17 protein-coding genes are annotated in these 17,167 nt (G+C 64.4%); 7 read left to right on the top strand and 10 right to left on the bottom strand.

All coding sequences use genetic code 11. The features are described from left to right. Window positions 1-83: 83 nt before the first annotated feature. Window positions 84-1,658, bottom strand: coding sequence for a hypothetical protein (locus tag IWX85_RS16995; protein WP_196870513.1), 1,575 nt, complete (start codon window positions 1,656-1,658; stop codon window positions 84-86). Here IWX85_RS16995 and IWX85_RS16990 point away from each other — a divergent pair. The 3 genes from IWX85_RS16990 (at window position 1,650) to IWX85_RS16980 (ending at window position 3,613) form a co-directional block, all read left to right on the top strand. Continuing rightward, complete coding sequence (locus IWX85_RS16990; RefSeq protein ID WP_196870512.1) at window positions 1,650-2,144, top strand: hypothetical protein; 495 nt, start codon at window positions 1,650-1,652, stop codon at window positions 2,142-2,144. The genes IWX85_RS16995 and IWX85_RS16990 overlap by 9 nt on opposite strands. Before the next feature lie 78 nt (window positions 2,145-2,222). Then, complete coding sequence (locus IWX85_RS16985; RefSeq protein WP_196870511.1) at window positions 2,223-2,825, top strand: DUF1326 domain-containing protein; 603 nt, start codon at window positions 2,223-2,225, stop codon at window positions 2,823-2,825. A 5-nt stretch (window positions 2,826-2,830) separates the two neighbouring features. Next, window positions 2,831-3,613 carry a DUF2182 domain-containing protein gene (locus tag IWX85_RS16980; protein WP_196870510.1) on the top strand — a complete coding sequence of 261 codons (783 nt, stop codon included), beginning with the start codon at window positions 2,831-2,833 and terminating at the stop codon, window positions 3,611-3,613. Window positions 3,614-4,106: 493 nt separating this feature from the next. Here IWX85_RS16980 and IWX85_RS16975 read toward each other — a convergent pair whose 3' ends face one another. Then, window positions 4,107-5,381 carry an amidohydrolase family protein gene (locus IWX85_RS16975; protein WP_196870535.1) on the bottom strand — a complete coding sequence of 425 codons (1,275 nt, stop codon included), beginning with the start codon at window positions 5,379-5,381 and terminating at the stop codon, window positions 4,107-4,109. 167 nt (window positions 5,382-5,548) lie between these two features. Here IWX85_RS16975 and IWX85_RS16970 point away from each other — a divergent pair, with 167 nt between their 5' ends. Next, complete coding sequence (locus IWX85_RS16970) at window positions 5,549-5,782, top strand: hypothetical protein (protein ID WP_196870509.1); 234 nt, start codon at window positions 5,549-5,551, stop codon at window positions 5,780-5,782. A 66-nt stretch (window positions 5,783-5,848) separates the two neighbouring features. Here IWX85_RS16970 and IWX85_RS16965 read toward each other — a convergent pair whose 3' ends face one another. The 4 genes from IWX85_RS16965 to IWX85_RS16950 form a co-directional block, all read right to left on the bottom strand. Next, window positions 5,849-6,967 carry a DUF3616 domain-containing protein gene (locus tag IWX85_RS16965; RefSeq protein ID WP_196870508.1) on the bottom strand — a complete coding sequence of 373 codons (1,119 nt, stop codon included), beginning with the start codon at window positions 6,965-6,967 and terminating at the stop codon, window positions 5,849-5,851. A gap of 116 nt (window positions 6,968-7,083) precedes the next feature. After that, window positions 7,084-7,845, bottom strand: a complete 762-nt coding sequence (locus IWX85_RS16960; RefSeq protein ID WP_196870507.1) for an ABC transporter permease — start codon at window positions 7,843-7,845, stop codon at window positions 7,084-7,086. Next, window positions 7,842-8,816: an ABC transporter ATP-binding protein gene (locus tag IWX85_RS16955; protein WP_196870506.1), complete on the bottom strand. Its 975-nt coding sequence runs from the start codon at window positions 8,814-8,816 to the stop codon at window positions 7,842-7,844. Before IWX85_RS16955 ends, IWX85_RS16960 begins: the two co-directional genes overlap by 4 nt. 626 nt (window positions 8,817-9,442) lie before the next feature. Beyond that, window positions 9,443-9,925, bottom strand: coding sequence for a MerR family transcriptional regulator (locus IWX85_RS16950; protein ID WP_370584317.1), 483 nt, complete (start codon window positions 9,923-9,925; stop codon window positions 9,443-9,445). A gap of 31 nt (window positions 9,926-9,956) precedes the next feature. Here IWX85_RS16950 and IWX85_RS16945 point away from each other — a divergent pair, with 31 nt between their 5' ends. Continuing rightward, window positions 9,957-12,170 (top strand): cation-translocating P-type ATPase, encoded by a 2,214-nt coding sequence (locus IWX85_RS16945; RefSeq protein WP_196870505.1) that lies wholly within the window; start codon window positions 9,957-9,959, stop codon window positions 12,168-12,170. Between the two features lie 164 nt (window positions 12,171-12,334). On the opposite strand, the gene IWX85_RS16940 is transcribed toward IWX85_RS16945, so the two are convergent. Both IWX85_RS16940 and aroQ read right to left on the bottom strand, forming a co-directional pair. Beyond that, a complete protein-coding gene (locus IWX85_RS16940) occupies window positions 12,335-12,640 on the bottom strand; it encodes a hypothetical protein (protein ID WP_196870504.1) in 306 nt (101 codons plus the stop codon). Between the two features lie 213 nt (window positions 12,641-12,853). Beyond that, a complete protein-coding gene (gene aroQ / locus IWX85_RS16935) occupies window positions 12,854-13,303 on the bottom strand; it encodes a type II 3-dehydroquinate dehydratase (protein ID WP_196870503.1) in 450 nt (149 codons plus the stop codon). A gap of 304 nt (window positions 13,304-13,607) precedes the next feature. Here aroQ and IWX85_RS16930 point away from each other — a divergent pair, with 304 nt between their 5' ends. Next, window positions 13,608-14,384, top strand: a complete 777-nt coding sequence (locus tag IWX85_RS16930; protein WP_036807789.1) for a TerC family protein — start codon at window positions 13,608-13,610, stop codon at window positions 14,382-14,384. A 153-nt stretch (window positions 14,385-14,537) separates the two neighbouring features. Here the strand turns inward: IWX85_RS16930 and aroE are convergent, their stop codons facing one another. Further along, window positions 14,538-15,365, bottom strand: a complete 828-nt coding sequence (gene aroE, locus IWX85_RS16925) for a shikimate dehydrogenase (protein ID WP_196870502.1) — start codon at window positions 15,363-15,365, stop codon at window positions 14,538-14,540. Window positions 15,366-15,704: 339 nt separating this feature from the next. Then, complete coding sequence (locus IWX85_RS16920) at window positions 15,705-16,676, bottom strand: ketopantoate reductase family protein (RefSeq protein WP_196870501.1); 972 nt, start codon at window positions 16,674-16,676, stop codon at window positions 15,705-15,707. 116 nt (window positions 16,677-16,792) lie between these two features. On the opposite strand from IWX85_RS16920, the gene IWX85_RS20570 reads away from it, so the two are divergent. After that, window positions 16,793-17,023 carry a hypothetical protein gene (locus IWX85_RS20570; protein WP_231379894.1) on the top strand — a complete coding sequence of 77 codons (231 nt, stop codon included), beginning with the start codon at window positions 16,793-16,795 and terminating at the stop codon, window positions 17,021-17,023. The last annotated feature ends 144 nt before the right edge of the window (window positions 17,024-17,167 follow it).

Genomic DNA, 17,167 nt, shown 5'->3' with positions numbered 1-17,167 from the left:
GATGCTGGCATCGTGCGGCGGCAATCCCCCGGATCCTTTGAGGCACGGACTTGGTGTGACGCGCCAATTGCCAGCGGTTCGCTTCACGACCCGCCGTCGGGTACGCCTGCGCTCCGCAACGCTTGTGCCAGCAGTTCCCGGTCCGCTGAAAACTTTTGGGGAAAGCTGCGTTCGAAGACGCGAATCGAATAGCCCGGGTGGGCGCTGCACGCCCGATGTGCGTAGGCACGTGCTTCGTCATGGCGGTTTGCCAGAGCCAGGCATGCGGCAGCGACCGCATACATGTGGAAGTGGGCGTTTGGCTCGCTGGTGGCGCGAACGCCCCAGGCCGCTGCCTCGTCGTACTTGCCCTGTATCGCAAGCGACATCGCGCGCGAACCGTTGATCGCAAACAGGAGCGGATCGTGTGGACTCAGTCGTTCGGCAGCTGCGAGTGCCGGCAGTGCTTGCGTGGGAATGCCGGTATGCGCACGGATGAAACCGAGCGCGTAATGGGCTTGGGCGAAGTTCGGATTGATCGTGAGGGATGTGTTGACCGACAGGATCGCCCGATCGTGATCCCGCGCGAGAAAGCGGGCCAGGCCCAGCGTCCAGTGCCCCATCGCGTCGCGCGGGTCGAGGTCGATGCTCTGTTGCGCAAACTTGAGCGCCAGCTCGACTTCCGGATCGGGGGCCGATACCGCGTCAAGGAAGGCACGCGAGTAGTGGGTGAAGGAGAGCCCTGCATGGGCGCGCGCGAATCCCGGATCCAGCGCCAGCGCGCGCAGCAACAGGCCATGGGCTTGTTCGGTATGGAACGCGGTGAAGCGAAAGCAATGCCACCACGCGCGGTGATAACACTCCCATGCACTGAGGTCTTCGGATGACTTCAGCCGCACGCGCTCGCCTTCTGCACGGTTGATCTCAGGCTCGATGGCCGAGGCAATGGTGGCCGAGAAGGCGTCCTGCACCGCGAACAGGTCGCTGATGCGCCGATCGAAGTGTTCGCACCAGAGGACGTTATTTCTCTGGGCATCGGCGAGCGTGACGTTGACGCGGACCCGTCGGTCAAGACGCTGCGTCGTGCCGTGAACAAGATAGCGCACCCCGAGCATCTGCCCCGCGAGCGGCAGCAAATCCGCCGACTTTGCCGAAAAGCGTGCCGACGACGCGTGCGCGGTTACAAACAGACCGCGCATATGCCCGAGCGCGAGCGTCAGGTCGGCAGTCAATCCCTCGGCGAGCAAACGACCCTCCTCGTGGCCACCAAGATCGGTGAAACCAAGCACGGCAACCGAGGGCTTGTCGGGAAGATCAAGCGCCGCCGCGGGGTCAAGGCCGCGCCAGCTTGCAACCAGCGCATGGTCCGGGATCCCTTCGGCACGATAGCGTGCGCGCATGCCCTCGAGCGCGGCACGCGCGTGGACGCAACCGTCAACTTCCAGCGATTGGACAAGGAGCCGTGCATTTGCCTCGTTGTCCAGCGGGTCGAGTGCCGCTCGCTTGCGCGCTGTGGCCAGAGCCGCGTCCGCGCTTGCCGCCCGGGCGCTCTGCTCGTCGAGCACACGGCGATGCACACGGCGCATCACTTCGCGCTCGCCGCCAATCCAGAGTTGGTAGCGGTAGCTGGCGGGAATATCCAGATCGCGCGTGTAGCCCGAATCAAGGACTTGTTCCATCAGGTCCAATTGCGCATCGGTGACACCGATCCGGGGCTGATCAAGGAGAGCCTTGGCCTCCCGCGCATCGACGGCGACCAGCGCAAGGTCAAGCTCGACAGCGTGCGTGTCGGCGCGCAACGCCTGGCCGCATGGCGTGTCAAGCAGCGGTCGCAGCTTGCTCAGGCTCCAGCGCAAGGCGGCGCGTGGGTCGTCGGCAGTCTCCCACATGAGCTCGCACAAAGCCTCGCGGCGGACCGGGCATCCCTGGAGGGCGAGATGGGCAAGCAAGGCCCGCGTCTTGCGGGACTTCGGCAGATCACGCGGCAAGCCATTGCACTCGAGGGCCATAGGGCCCAGGAGGCGGAGGATGAGCGGTCGCGCGTGGGTTGCCATGGCTTTTCGGGATTGAAGGGGCTCTGGTGGTGCCCGGAGTTGCAATTCCAGCAGGTCGACGCATGCCGCCAGATTTCAACTGTGTTTCAAACGCTGATGCAAACGGCCTGAGCCGATTATGGCCCTGCCGACAGGGGCGCGCCGACGGGGCGTCGCCAGCATCACCCGATCACTCAAAGGAGCAATGTCATGAACCCATGGACACTCAGCGGCACCTACTTCGAAGCCTGCAATTGCGAGGCTGCCTGTCCTTGCATCTTTACCAGCCCGCCCACGGAAGGCGAGTGCAAGGCCCTGGTCGCCTGGCACATCGACGAGGGCAGCTATGCCGGCACGGCGCTCGACGGACTGAATGTCGCACTCGCCGTGCACGCGCCGGGCACCATGGTCGCGACCAAGTGGAAAGTGGCCGCCTATTTCGACGACAAAGCCAGTGCAGCGCAAAACGACGCGTTGCACGCCATCTTCGGCGGCAAGGCGGGTGGCCACCCGGCTGTACTGGCATCCTTCATCGGCGAGATGGTGGGGGCGAGCAGCGTGCCGATGAAGTACCAGGCCGACGGCCGCAAGAGCAGCCTGTCCATCTCGGGCGTCGCAGACATGGCGATCGAAATGATCGAAGGCCAGGGCGGTCAGCCGATCACCATCGAAGGGCATCCCCTTTGCATTGCACCTGGCAAGGCGGCGACGGTGGCGCGCTCGAGCGGTTTTGCCTTCGCGGATCATGGCTGGGACTGGAAATTCTCGGGTCGCAATGGCCTGATGTCCGACTTCGTCTATCAGTCGGAGTGACACCCGTGCGCAGTGCATGGCGCCTGATTGGAGGAGTTGGCCTGCGCCGCGCACCGGTGTGGATCGGCATGGCGGCCATCGTTGCCATGAGTTGGTATTACCTTGTTCGCATGGACAGCGCCCAGTCGGCAATGCACGGCGGCGCGTCCGCGCACGCGGGGATGGCCATGGGTGGCGACGGGGTGTCCGGGCTGTTGACGGCATTCGGCATGTGGGCAGTGATGATGATGGCGATGATGCTGCCGACGGTGGCGCCTTCAGCGGCGGTGTTCTCGAGCCTGTCGGCGCGCCGCAACCCAGCCCGCACCAATGGCGCGACTGCTGTGTACGTCGCCGGCTACGCAGCGTCCTGGATTGCGTTTGCAGCACCCGCCGCGCTCATGCAATGGTCGCTCACCTATGCCCTGCTGCTCGATCCCATGGCCCGTAGCACGAGCACAATGTTGAGCGCAGCCATTTTGTTGGCTGCAGGCGTCTACCAGTGGCTGCCGCTGAAGAGTGCATGCCTGTCCAGGTGTCGAACGCCGCTGGCCTTCTTCATGGCCAACTGGCGCGACCGCAGATCAGGCGCCTTCTGGCTGGGCCTGCGGCACGGCGGTTACTGCGTCGGCTGCTGCTGGGCCCTGATGGCCGCTATGTTCGCCGTCGGCGCGATGAGCCTTGCCTGGATGGGACTCATCATGCTTCTGGTTCTGAGCGAGAAAGTCATCCCGGCAAGCTGGCGATTCGACAAGGCATTGGGCCTGGCGCTGGTCGCCGCCGGCCTCTGGATTGCCGCCGGGATTTGACACGTCACCCGAGCCAGAAAGGCTGCGCCGCCGCGATGTGGGCGATGCAGCGCCATTGCGCTGGAATCGGTTCAATTTTGGATGTTCCCTGAAAGCCTGCGCATGCGGGGCACCACATGAACCGCCATGGACCACAGCGCCTTGAAGCGGCGAATCATCCGGTGTCCGGCTGTAGAACTGCCCGGTCAAGGCAATGGCAACTGGCAGAGCACGGGGGATCATACGTGGGGGAAGCAACAGCCGCTGATCGCCAGTCTGCGCACCCTCGGTCCCGCCGACCTGGAGGTTGCCTTGGCATCGACAGGAACCCTTTGCCCGTGACCGGCCTCGCAGATTCGGGGCGCCCGGTTTGGGTCGGACGTCGCCCCTGAGTTGTGGCCCATGGATGTCCGCAACCCGTCTCTTTCAGTCATGGGTGCACTTCGAGGCTGATCGAACAGGCCTGCCTCAAAACAGCCACGACGACGGATCGCCAGGCGGCCCTACAAGTCGCTCAGCGCTGTGAAAAACCAACCTCGCCAGGTCGTCCCTCCACCCTCAGCTGCGTCATCACCTCTGGCGTCTCGGCCACCAGTACCCCCTTGCGCCACACCTTCAGCCGGTTCGCCCTTAACCGGATCGCCTCGACCGCATCGCGTGCCTGCAGCAGCACAAAGCTCGCGTCGCAGCCCACCTCCAGCCCGTAGCCTTTCAGGTGCATCACCTTCGCCGCGTTCAGCGTCACTGCGTCGAAGCAGGCGCGCATGCCCTGCTGGCTGGTCATCTGCGCCACGTGCAGGCCCATGTGCGCGACTTCGAGCATGTCGCCGCTGCCCAGCGAATACCACGGGTCCATCACGCAGTCATGGCCGAAGGCGACGTTGACGCCGGCGGCCAGCAGCTCGGGCACGCGGGTCATGCCGCGCCGTTTCGGGTAGCTGTCGTGGCGGCCCTGCAGCGTGATGTTGACCAGCGGGTTGGCGATGACGCTGACGCCGGCCTCAAACATCAGCGGCAGCAGCTTGCTGACGTAGTAGTTGTCCATGCTGTGCATCGACGTGCAATGCGAGCCGGTCACGCGGCCTTCCAGGCCCAGGCGCCGGGTTTCAAAGGCCAGCGTTTCGATGTGGCGCGACAGCGGGTCGTCGGACTCGTCGCAGTGCATGTCCACCAGCCGGCCTTGTTCGGCGGCAAGTTCGCACAGCAGTTTGACGCTCAGCGCGCCCTGTTCAGACGTGCGCTCGAAATGCGGAATGCCGCCGACCACCTCGACGCCCATGGCCAGGGCGCGCTTGAGTTTGTCCATGGCCTGCGGGTCGCGCAGCGCGCCGTCTTGCGGAAAGGCGACCAGCTGCAAATCGAGGTAGGGCGCGACGCGGCGCTTGACGTCGAGCAGCGCTTCGACCGCCAGCAGGCGCGGGTCGCAAATATCGACATGGCTGCGAATCGCCAGCAGGCCCTTGGCGACGGCCCAGTCGCAATAGGTCAGGGCGCGCTCGATCAGCGCTTCCTGGGTCAGGAGCGGCTTGAGTTCGCCCCACAGCGCAATGCCTTCGAGCAGCGTGCCGCTCTGGTTGACGCGCGGCAGGCCGTGGCTCAGGGTGGCGTCCATGTGGAAATGGGCGTCAACAAACGGCGGACTCAGCAGCAGGCCCTGCGCGTCGGTGACTTCGTGCGCCGGCGCGTCCAGGCCCGGTGCGACTTCAACGATGATGCCGCTGCGCACGGCCAGCGACATGCCGGTCCGGCCATCGGGAAAGCTGGCATTTTTGACAAGTAAATCAAGCATCTGCGCCTTTTCGGTACGTTGCACCAGGGTCCGAGGTTAACGGGCTTTGCCGGCGCAGCGAACCGCGCTGGACCGTAACTTGCCTTCAGGCTTTGGAGCGGCGGGTACGCTTCGCCTTCCCTTCGTTTCACCCGCGTCCTTATGATGGTTCCGTGAAGGAAAAAATGATGAACAAACTGACCCTGCACCCGGTGAATGACCAGGTGGTTCGCGTGCTGACCAGCCAGGGCGAATGCGTCGGCCACCTCAAGCTGATTGGCGCTGTGTGGAAGTTCAAGGCCATGGGCCATGACGCCAGTGGCGCCGTGATTCCGGGCGGTGGCCCCCTGACCGACCGGCACAACACGCGCTTTGTGGTTCTGGATGAAACCGTGGTCAACGCCGCGTTGACCGGTTTTTAAGCAGGATTGGCTGTTTGCGCAATGCGGCCGGGCGCTAATAGCTATGTTTTCAGGAGCATTGACCCGTCAATGCGCCACCGTGAAGGCCAGCGGCCCGCCGTCGCACAGGCCGTCTGACAGCACCAGCAGCTTGTAGGCGGCAGGCGTTTCTTCCAGCACCGTGATGGCCTCCGGCTTGAGTTCCTTGTCGCATGTGCGAAGGGTGACGCCGCTCAGGTCCAGCGCCGCCAGCAGCCGGGGTTGCACCACGCTGGCGGACGCCTTGCCATCCCACCAAGAGACCGTCCAGCCCGCGCCCTGGCGGGCGCGGCTGTCGTCAGGCCCGGCCAGCAGCAACAAGCCGGTCTTGACGGCCACCATGTCGCGGATGCCCCGGTGTTGGCCCAGCGCCAGGCGGGTCACCGTGGCCTTGGGGTCGCTGGCCGCCTGCGGGCTGAACAGCGCCTCGGCGTTCACCGCCAGCACGCGGGCCACACCGTCCAGAACCGGGCCGCGAAAACCAACATACAGCCGCCCGCCCTGCACCGCCATGCCCTCGATGTTCACGCCTTGCCGGCCGGCCAGCGTGGGCGCTTCCTTGGGGGGCTCGTCGCCCAGGCATTTGCGCTCGCCCACATACGGCGCCAGTTCGGCCTGGGCCTGCATCAGGGGCCAGAGCCTGCCGCTGTCGGCATGGTCCACCAGCGCGCCGGTGGGCGAGCGCAAGGCGCGGCCCGTGGCCGGATCAAGTCGGAAGCGGATCACGTGGCGGCTGCCGGGGTTGCTGGCGCAGTCGCCGCGTTTGGCCGAGTGCGAGCCGGTGACGTAAAAATAACGGCCGTCGGTGGCGGCGGCCTCGGCGTCCAGTTCGTCGGTGGTGTCGCGCAGCACCACCGGCTCGGCGTCCATGCGCCAGGCCTGCCGGCCGACATGGGCGTAGCGCGCTTCGGCGCCTTCATCAAACGCCAGCAGGCAGATGCGCTGCTGCGCGGCGTCCAGGTTGCAGGCGATGCCACTCACGGACTGGCGGGTTTTTTGCAGCTTCTTCTTTGTCAGGTCAAAGTGAAAACCGGCGCCGCTGTCCCACGGGCCGCTGTCGGGTTTAACGCTGGGCGGCGCTGGCTGCGCGACCACGCCGGCGCTCAGGCCCAGGCTCAGGTTCACGGCGAGCAGCAGCTGAAGCCATCGGGCCTTGGGTCGTGTCATGTGCATCGCCGCACTGTAGCGGAGTGTGGCTTGTGCGTCACCGGTTCATGGCGGGCTGGCGGGCTTGCTGCAAGCGCGCTGCGATGAAATCCACGAAGGTGTGACGGCCCGCAGCCTCAGGCCTTCAACTTCCATCCTGTCCGGAAAATCCACCCTATTGCCCCCAGGCACAGCGCCAGGAAGCCCAGGATGGCGGCCACGCTGGTGCCCACGTTGACATCGGCCACGCCGTAAAAACTCCAGCGAAAGCCGCTGATCAGGTAGACCACCGGGTTGAACAGCGCGATGTTTTGCCACAGCGGCGGCAGCATGTTGATGGAATAAAACGCGCCGCCCAGAAAGGTCAGCGGCGTCACCACCATCAGCGGCACGATCTGCAGCTTCTGGAAATTGTCCGCCCACAGCCCGATGATGAAACCGAACAGGCTGAAGGTCACGGCGGTCAGCAGCAAAAAGCACAGCATCCAGAACGGGTGTGCAATGCTGTAGGGCACAAACAGGCGCGCCGTCGCCAGAATCAACAGGCCCAGCAGCACCGACTTGCTGGCCGCCGCGCCGACATAGCCCATCACCACCTCCATCGACGACACCGGCGCCGACAGCAATTCGTAAATCGTGCCCGACCACTTGGGCATGTAGATGCCGAAGGCCGAGTTGGAGATGCTCTCATTGAGCAGCGACAGCATGATCAGGCCGGGAATGATGAAGGCGCCATAGCTGATGCCGTCGATGTCGCCCATGCGCGAGCCGATGGCCGCGCCGAACACCACGAAATACAGCGACGTTGAGATTACCGGCGCAATGATCGACTGCGCCAGCGTGCGCAAGGTGCGCGCCATTTCAAACCCGTAGATCGCCCGGATGGCATACCAGTTCATGCCCGCTCCTTCATGGTGGTGTTGCCGATGGCCGGCGGCTGGGCCGGCTTGCCCGCATGCACCAGGCTGACAAAAATGTCTTCCAGCGAACTCTCGCTGGACTGCAGGTCCTTGAAGTCGATGCCGAGTGCGGCCAACTGCTTGAGCAACTCGCCGATGCCGGTTTCCTCTTGCTGGGTGTCGAAGGTGTAGACCAGCGTCTGGCCGTTATCGGTCAGCTCCAGCGGCAGACCGGCCAGTGCCTCGGGCAGGGTTGGCAGCGGCGCGCGCAGTTGCAGCGTCAGCTGCTTCTTGCCGAGTTTGCGCATCAGCACCGCCTTGTCTTCCACCACGACCAGCTCGCCCTTGTTGATGACGCCGATGCGGTCGGCCATTTCCTCGGCTTCCTCGATGTAGTGCGTGGTCAGGATGATGGTGACGCCGCTTTCGCGCAGGGTGCGCACCATCTGCCACATGCCCTGGCGCAACTCGACATCAACCCCGGCGGTGGGTTCGTCGAGAAACAAAATTTGCGGCTCGTGCGACAGCGCCTTGGCAATCAGCACCCGGCGCTTCATGCCGCCCGACAGCGTCATGATCTTGCTGTCCTTCTTGTCCCACAGCGACAGGTCGCGGAGCACCTTTTCAATGTGCGCCGGGTTCGCCGGCTTGCCAAACAGCCCGCGGCTGAAGCTGACGGTGGACCAGACGCTTTCAAACGAGTCGGTCGAGAGCTCCTGCGGCACCAGCCCGATCTTGGCGCGCGCCGCACGGTAGTCGCGAACGATGTCGTGTCCGTCGGCCGTCACGCTGCCCGAACTCGGTCTGACGATGCCGCAGACGATGTTGATCAGCGTGGTCTTGCCCGCGCCGTTGGGGCCGAGCAGCGCAAAAATCTCGCCGCGCCGGATGTCAAGGTCCACCGACTTGAGGGCTTGATACCCCGAGGCGTACACCTTGCTGAGCTTTTGAATGGAAATAATCGTTTGCACAGGGAATTCTTATAAAAAAGGCCGGTAGCGCAATAAACGCGTGCGCTGGCAGCTATTAAAAAAGGAGCATCTGCGGGACGCTGCGCGGCACTTGCCTGGCGTGCCGCCGGGTGGGTTGCGGTCATGAAGCGTTTCCAGGTTGGCGTCCGGCTGTAGCGTTTGCGAGTGTAGCGGGCGCCCGTTTTTGCGCTTGTGTCCAATCGTGGTCACGTTCTGAGGGTGGGCTGTTGGGTCTTTGCCGGTGAAGCCACGGCCCTTCCGTGCTAAGCAGATGGCAAAAAAATAACTGTTTTGCGTGATACCCGCGAAGGTGTGCAGGCGCTAAATTAAACCGTTTTGTTCCCTCTCCCTCCGGGAGAGGGTTAGGGTGAGGGCTCTCCCGTGCGGCGAATTCTTCCTTTATTCAGGCTGCCCTCACCCCAGCCCTCTCCCATAGGGAGAGGGGGTGGAGAAACCCGCATTCCGTTAAGTTAACGCCTATGCGCGAAGGTGGGTATCCAGACGCGTTGTAGCGTTTCAGCCCGTGTCGCTGGATTCCCGCCTTCGCGGGAATGAAGGACGGGAAGTTATTGAATGCCACATCCCAAGCATCCGCACTTTAGTCAGCCGCGCGGCGCGGCGCTGCGTCACACATGCCGATGCATGCGCGACTTCGCCTCTTCGCGCGGCAGGTGTTCGGCGCGCTCATGCAGCACCTGCATGATGCGGCACTGCGGCCCGGTGCCGTCGCAGCGTGCACGCAGGTCCAGCAGGTCCTGCTGCAGGGCCTGCAGTTCGGCCAGCCGCTCGCCGACATGCGCGATATGCGATTCGAGCGCCGCATTGGCGGCGGCGCAGTCGGCTTTTTCCGCCAGGTCCAGGTTCAGCAGCGTCCGCACCTCGTCGAGCGACATGTCCATCGCCCGGCACAGCCGGATGAACCTGAGCTGGTGAATGTCACCATCCGAATAGCCCCGGTAGCTGTTGGCCGCACGCACGCCAGGCGCCAGCAGGCCTTCCTTTTCATAAAAACGGATGTTGGCGGTGCTCACGCCGCTCAGGGCGGCGGCTTTCCCGATCAGGTGCAGGGGTTTTTCAGCAGGCATGGCTTGACCTTCAAGTGGCTTCATGGTTTGTAATGGTGGCACAGGAAAGAAAACCATGAACGATTGCTGCCATTCCACCGAAAAAACCAACGACATTCCACCCGCGACGGCGGCGCCCGTGCAGGCAGGCGCCCAACGCTTTCGCATTCCGTCGATGGACTGCCCGGTGGAAGAAAACGACATCCGCCGCGTGCTGGAGCCCATCAAGGGCATCCGCTCGCTGAACTTCCAGCTGGTGGCGCGAACACTGGCGATTGACGCGCCGGACGACGCCTTGCAGGCCGCTGTCGCGGCGATTGGCCAGGCGGGTTACAAGATGCAGCCGTTTGCCACCGCTGCAGCCGGTGGCGGCGCGCATGGCGCACACGACGACCACGATGACCATGACCATGGCAGCGTGCCTTCGGGCCTGCCCCGGCTGGTCGCCGCGCTGGTGCTGGCGGGCGTGGCCGAGGCCATCAGCTTCCTGGCGCCCGAAGGCCGGCCGTGGATGCTGGCCGGCATGGCGGTAGCGCTGGTCGCCATTTACCTGGCGGGGCTGGAGGTGTACCAAAAAGGCCTCACCGCCCTGTTCAAGCGCCGGCTCAACATCAATGCGCTGATGACGGTGGCCGTGACCGGCGCTTTCCTGATTGGCCAGTGGCCCGAGGCGGCCATGGTGATGGCGCTGTATTCCATTGCCGAGCTGATCGAGGCGATGGCCGTGGACCGCGCCCGCAATGCCATCAAGGGCCTGATGGCGCTGGCCCCCGAGGACGCCGACCTGCGCCAGCCCGGCGGCAACTGGCAGACCGTGGCGCTCAATGACGTGCCGCTGGGCGCCACGGTGCGCGTGCGGCCCGGCGGCCGCATTCCGCTGGATGGCACGGTCACGGCCGGTGCCAGCGCGGTGAACCAGGCGCCGGTCACCGGCGAAAGCCTGCCGGTCGACAAGGCCGTGGGCGACAGCGTGTTCGGCGGCACCATCAACGAAACCGGCGAGCTGGAGCTGACGGTGACCGCTGCCGCGCAGGACAGCACGCTGGCGCGCATCATCCACGCCGTCGAGCAGGCGCAAGGCAAGCGCGCGCCCACGCAAACCCTGATCGACCGCTTCGCCGCCGTTTACACGCCAACCGTGTTCGTGCTGGCGCTGGCGGTTGCGCTCTTGACGCCGCTGCTGCTCGACTGGACCTGGCTGGAGGCGCTGTACAAGGCGCTGGTGCTGCTGGTCATCGCCTGCCCGTGCGCGCTGGTGGTGTCCACGCCGGTGACGGTGGTCAGCGGCCTGGCGACGGCGGCGCGGCGCGGCATTTTGATCAAGGGCGGCACCTACCTGGAAGAGGCGCGCCGCCTGAAAGCCGTGGCGCTTGACAAGACCGGCACCCTCACGCAAGGCACGCCCGCGCTGGTCGACTGGCAGGCCTGGGGCGACGCCGACAGGGCGGAAGTGGCCCCTATCGCTGCCCGCCTGGCGGACCGCTCCGACCATCCGGTGTCCAAAGCGATTTCCCAGGGGCTGGCCGACAGCCGCAGTGAAGGCGATGCGCCGGTTGAAGCGTTTGGTGCGGTGGCAGGGCGCGGCGTTCAGGGCAGCATCGATGGCAACCCCTATGTGCTGGGCAACCACCGGATGATGGAAGAACGCGGTCAATGCTCGCCCGCGCTGGAAACGGCGCTGGCGGTGCATGAAGCGCAGGGCCGCACGGTCACGCTGCTGGCCGGCGCGCAAGGGGTGCTGGGCTTTTTTGCGGTCGCCGACACCCTCCGGGACAGCGCGCGTCAGGCGGTTGCCGAATTGAAGGCGCTGGGCGTGGTGCCGGTGATGCTGACCGGCGACAACGCCGCCACCGCCCGGGCCATCGCCGCACAGGCCGGCATCGATGACGTGCGCGGCCAGCTCTTGCCCGAGGACAAGCTCAGCGCCATCCGCCAGCTGCAAAGCCAGTACGGGCCGACCGGCATGGCCGGCGACGGCATCAACGACGCACCGGCGCTGGCGCAGGCCGACATCGGTTTCGCCATGGGCGGCGCGGGCACCGACATTGCCATCGAGGCGGCCGACGTGGTCATCATGAACGACAGCTTGGGGCGCATTGCCGAGACGATTCGTCTGTCGCGGCGCACGCATGCCGTGCTGTGGCAGAACATCACGCTGGCCCTGGGCATCAAGGCGGTGTTTTTCGTGCTGGCGGTGTTTGGCAGCGCGACCCTGTGGATGGCGGTGTTCGCCGACATGGGCGCCAGCCTGCTGGTGGTGGCCAACGGCCTGCGGCTGCTGCGCCGCTAGCGCAACATCGCCCTGAATGTTGATCAGGGTGCGCAAGGCGGCTGATATTTTTTGCTACTTAATTTATAGCGCTTTACAAAGGCTGTGTATGCGCCAGAAGTCTTTTTAATAGCTAAAAAATTGGCTCGCCGCTTGAAACGCAGGCGCGCTGATGCAAAACGGCATCAATGAATCTCGTCGGAAAAGCTGTCGTTTGGCGCGCTGCCAGCGCTGCAACGGGCCTGCTCCAGTTCGGCAATCAGCGCATCCACCGCTGCCAGGAAGTCGTCACGGCTGGCGTGCGGAAAATTGTTGACCAGCGCCGACGAATGCCTGGCCAGCTCCTGCGCCTCGGCCTGGCGCGCCCAGCGCCGAACCTCGCAGTAGGCCAGCAAGGCAAGCCGCCCCAGGTCATTCTTCCTGCGCGCGTACCGGAGGTCTCCCAGGATGTCTTCGAGTCCATTTTGAAGGGATAGGGAAGAAGCATTCATGTTGCAATGCAGCATGAATCGCTTGACTTACCCTAAACTTACAGGCTTGCCTTCCTTTGAACTGTCCAGGCACGCAAGCCATGGCATGGCGCCTGGCCATAATTTCAGCGCTTGAGCCGGCTCTGGTGGGGCGGCGGCATCGCTCAGCACGGCACGTCCTCGCCCAGCCACTGCGCCGCGCACCCGGCGCGCTGGGGAAGGGATTGAAAAGCCTCAAGCCCTGGCGGCGGACTGGACGGCCGACACGGCCGCGCGCAGCGCCAGCAGGTAGCTGTCGGCGCCAAAGCCGCAGATCTGGCCACGCGCGATGTCGGCGAACATCGACACGTGGCGAAATGCTTCGCGTGCATGGATGTTGGACATGTGCACCTCGACGATCGGGCAGCTCAGGATGGCCAGCGCATCGCGGATGCCGTAGCTGTAGTGCGTCCAGGCGCCGGCATTGATCAGCACCGCATCCACGCCTTCGCCATGGGCGCGGTGGATGCGCTCGCACATCTCGCCTTCGATATTGGTCTGGAAGCATTCGACCTCGGTGCCCAGTTCCTTGCCCAGGGCTGCCAATCCAGCATCGATTTCGGCCAGCGTGGTGGTGCCGTATTGCCTGGGGTCGCGCTTGCCGAACATGTTCAGGTTGACGCCGTTGAGCGTGAGGATTTTCATGGGAGTTTCCTGTGAGGTTTGAACGAACAAAAAAAGTGCCTCGCCGGTGCGGACAGGCTGCAGCGCGAGATGCCAATCCGCATTAAAGACGATAACTGCCTGCCCTTGCCTTGCCGCGCAGCCTGGCGATTGAAGGTCAGCCACGCCAACTGCCAGCGCGACTGGGCTTCGGACACTGTGGCGCCGGATTCACGGTGCCCCATGCATAAGCCATGTGTAGCCTGTGGGTTCATGGGCGGTTTCGGTGACCTGATCAGGACGATCTTATTAAACTGGCGGGCTTTACCTTCTTTTCTGAAATCCCATGGAACTACTTTCCGACCCGAACATCTGGATCGCTTTTTTTATGCTCGCGGCCCTCGAGATCGTCCTGGGCATCGACAACATCATCTTCATCAGCATTCTGGTAGGTCGCTTGCCGGCCGAAAACCGGGATTTGGCGCGCCGTCTTGGTCTGGGCTTTGCCATGGTCTCGCGCATTGCGCTGCTGTTCAGCCTGGCCTGGGTCATGACGCTGACCACGCCGATTTTTACCGTGGTGGGCCAGGAAATCAGCGGCCGTGACCTGATCCTGCTTGGGGGCGGGCTGTTCCTGCTGTACAAGGCCTCGCACGAGATTTTCCAGGAGGTCGAAGCGCATGAGTCCGACGCGGTCAGCGCCGGGGTCGACAAGGTCAAGGCCGGTGCCACCTTGTTCTGGGGAACGATTGTGCAGATCGGCATCGTGGACATCGTTTTTTCGCTGGACTCGGTGATCACCGCCGTCGGCATGGTGGACAACATCAGCGTGATGGTGGCCGCCGTCGTCGCGTCCGTGGCCGTCATGATGTTTGCGGCCAAGCCGATCGGCGAATTCGTCGACCGGCACCCCTCCATCAAGGTGTTGGCGCTGGCTTTCCTGACGATGGTGGGAACGCTGCTGGTCGCCGAAGCCTTCGATGTGCATGTGCCCAAGGCGTACGTCTATGTTGCCATGCTGTTTTCCCTGAGCGTCGAGGCGCTCAACATCCGGTCCCGCACCAAGCGTCAGGCCAAGGCACAGGCCGCAACGCCTGCGGCTGGCAGCGTCGTGGGCTCGTGACGGGGTCCCGCCTGCGGCTGGCCGCGTCGCCGGGCTTGCGGCGCGCCGTCATGCGGGGTTTTCTTACCGGCGGCGCGGCTTTTTGCCGGCAGCGAATGTGCTGTTTGGTGCATTCGAAAAGCAAGGGCTGCCAGACGCCCGCGTGACGATTTGTCAGACCAGCGGAACGGTCAGTTTTTCGATCACCGCGCGGGTGTCCGGCCGCACGCCGCGCCACCATTCAAAGGCTTCGGCGGCCTGCTCGGCGAGCATGCCGACGCCGTCGGCCAGTTGCTGCACGCCGGCGTTCTGCGCCAGGCGCAGGAAGGGCGTCAGTCCCTTGCCGTAGGCCAGCTCATAGGCCAGGCAGCCGGGTGCGAAGACGCTGACGGGCACCGGCGGCATCTCGGCGTGCAGGCTGGCCGAGGTGGCATTGAACACCACGTCAAAGGCCTGCCCTGCAATGTCCGCGTAGGTGCAGCCGTGCACCGGGCCGGCGCACGACGCCGCAGCGATGCGCACCAGTTCCTGCGCCTTGTCCGGGCTGCGGTTGGCAATCACCAGTTCAGCGGGCTGCTGCGCCAGGAAAGGCAGCAGCGCCCCCCGGGCCGCACCGCCCGCGCCCAGCAGCAACACGCGCTTGGCCTTGAGCGGGGTGTTCAGGTTGTAGACCACGTCGCGCACCAGGCCCACGCCGTCGAAGTTCTCGGCCAGCACCCGGTCGCCGTCAAACTTCATGGCGTTGGCCGCACCCGCCAGCTCGGCGCGCGCCGAGCGCTGGGTCGCATAGGCAAAGGCGTCGAGCTTGAATGGCGCGGTGATGTTCAGGCCCCGCCCGCCGGCAGCGCGGAACGCATCGACCGCACCGGCGAACCCGCCCAGCGCGCCTTCAATGGCGGTGTATTGCATGTGCTGGCCGGTGGCCAGCGCGAACAGGCCGTGGATCAGCGGCGACTTGCTCTGGTGAATGGGGTTGCCGATCACGGCGTAGGGGTCTGTCATGCCTGGGGCTCCGGATAAAGCACACCGTCCCGCTTCGTGGCGTCGATGTGGCTGGCGCCAAATGCTACACGCTCGGGGAGGTGTTGCAGCCAGGCAAGCGGAACAGCGGCGGCAGGCCTGCTTTTTCTTGAATCTGCGTAACTACTTACCTTGCTGCGTTTGGGTTTTTGGTGTGGGGCGCCCCCCCGCCGGGAAGGTGCTCACCCCTCAAACCACAAAAGAAACTACCCAAAGCCAAAAAACAAAAACAGAAAACGCAGCGATCAAAGCGGAAGAGTTAGCCGTCAAGAATCTGCGGATAAAAAGTGCTTCCTGCGCTTGCTGGTATTGCATATGCAGCTATTCATTAAGTAGCAAAAATCGGGTGGTTGCCATTTCAGCCCGCCAGCCCGCCAGCCCGCGCTCGATGCCTTTGATGCAGGCCACCAGCGTCCGGTTGACCGGCGTTGGCACGCCGACCTTTTCGCCCTGGCGTACCACCGCGCCGTTGATGAAATCGATCTCGGTGACCGAGCCTTTTTCCAGGCTTTGCAGCATCGACGGCTTGAACTCGAAGGGCAGGCCGGCGCCGGCCATGCGCCAGGCCTCGACCGGCTCGGCAATGCTCAGCGTGATGCCGCTGGCCCGGGCCACGGCCATTGCCTCGGCCACGGCCGCCACGCCGCAGGCCCGCAGTTCGGGCGATTGGTACAGCAGGCCGTAGGGCAGACGGCTGATGCCGCTCAACGCGCCCGTCGCCACATTCACCAGCAGCTTGTCCCAGATCGTGCCGGTGATGTTTTCGCTGACAGTGGTGTCCAGCCCGGCCGTGTTGAACAGCGCGGCCATGTGCAACACCCGCTCCGACACGCCGCCGCCCGGTTCGCCCAGCACCGTCAGCTTGTTGACCGTGCCGGCGATCACATGGCCCGGCGCCAGCTGCGTGCCGCCCACATAGGTCTTGCCGGCCAGCAGCCGTTCGCGGCCGACGATGCCGGCCAGCACGTCTTCATGGCCCAGGCCGTTTTGCAGCGACAGCACCGTGGTGCCAGGGGCCAGCAGCGACGTGGCGCTCTGCATGGCCTCGGCGGTGTGGAAGGACTTGACCAGCACGATCACCAGCTCCACCGTGCCCGCCGGCTGCGCCGTGGTGGCCGCATGCACCGCTACCCGGCGGTCCACGCCATGGGTGCGCAAGATCAGTCCCCGGCGGCTCATCGCCTCGACCTGCTCCGCATTGCGGTTGATCAGCCAGACCTCATGGCCGGCCTCGGTCAGCACGCCACCCATGGCGCAACCCAGCGCGCCCGCGCCCAAGATGCCAATTTTCACAGCTTGCTCCTCGCCAATAAATGAGGCGATTCTGGCGCAGGCGGGTCATGCCGTCCAGGCAATGAAGGCCATAGGAATCGGTTGATCTTTCCTTGCCCGGCATTGAGCGGCTGCGGTTGCTCGACCTGCTGCAGGCCGCCCGCCGATTCGGCTGGAAATTTCGGGTTTTTGAAGTGAAGCCGTGCTGGCATTTGCGCCACCATCAAGGCGACAGCACCAAGCGCTGGATGACCTCGAAACCGTTCATGCACAAGCCGCTGGCTGGCCAGCGCGATCTTGCCTGGCGCTTGCGTCACAGCGCTCCTGGCGAGCAGGGCGAACAATGTATCTTGCTACTGAATTCATAGTTGCTTGCGAAAGCCAGATAGACGCCAGCAGCCTGTTTTGTGCTGAAAACTAGTGTCGCGTCATGATGTAGTTGTCGGGTAAAGCCTTTTGAGCTTGGTGCGGGCATCCTTGGTCGTGAACTGCCAGTTGACTTTGGCCTGAAG

It is taken from the genome of Polaromonas sp. CG_9.11, assembly GCF_015752225.1.
Taxonomy (GTDB): Bacteria; Pseudomonadota; Gammaproteobacteria; order Burkholderiales; family Burkholderiaceae_C; genus Polaromonas.
The sequence above is the reverse complement of the archived record's forward strand: the minus strand, read 5'-3'. Positions and strand labels throughout refer to the sequence as shown.

Bases quoted from the DNA above. Each gene is read 5' to 3' on its own strand.
- IWX85_RS16995 (WP_196870513.1), bottom strand. From the start codon at position 1,658: ATGGAACAAGTCCTTGATTCGGGCTACACGCGCGATCTGGATATTCCC.
- IWX85_RS16985 (WP_196870511.1), top strand. From the start codon at position 2,223: ATGAACCCATGGACACTCAGCGGCACCTACTTCGAAGCCTGCAATTGC.
- IWX85_RS16975 (WP_196870535.1), bottom strand. From the start codon at position 5,381: ATGCTTGATTTACTTGTCAAAAATGCCAGCTTTCCCGATGGCCGGACC.
- IWX85_RS16970 (WP_196870509.1), top strand. From the start codon at position 5,549: ATGAACAAACTGACCCTGCACCCGGTGAATGACCAGGTGGTTCGCGTG.
- IWX85_RS16965 (WP_196870508.1), bottom strand. From the start codon at position 6,967: ATGACACGACCCAAGGCCCGATGGCTTCAGCTGCTGCTCGCCGTGAAC.
- IWX85_RS16960 (WP_196870507.1), bottom strand. From the start codon at position 7,845: ATGAACTGGTATGCCATCCGGGCGATCTACGGGTTTGAAATGGCGCGC.
- IWX85_RS16950 (WP_370584317.1), bottom strand. From the start codon at position 9,925: ATGAAGCCACTTGAAGGTCAAGCCATGCCTGCTGAAAAACCCCTGCAC.
- IWX85_RS16945 (WP_196870505.1), top strand. From the start codon at position 9,957: ATGAACGATTGCTGCCATTCCACCGAAAAAACCAACGACATTCCACCC.
- IWX85_RS16940 (WP_196870504.1), bottom strand. From the start codon at position 12,640: ATGAATGCTTCTTCCCTATCCCTTCAAAATGGACTCGAAGACATCCTG.
- aroQ (WP_196870503.1), bottom strand. From the start codon at position 13,303: ATGAAAATCCTCACGCTCAACGGCGTCAACCTGAACATGTTCGGCAAG.
- IWX85_RS16930 (WP_036807789.1), top strand. From the start codon at position 13,608: ATGGAACTACTTTCCGACCCGAACATCTGGATCGCTTTTTTTATGCTC.
- aroE (WP_196870502.1), bottom strand. From the start codon at position 15,365: ATGACAGACCCCTACGCCGTGATCGGCAACCCCATTCACCAGAGCAAG.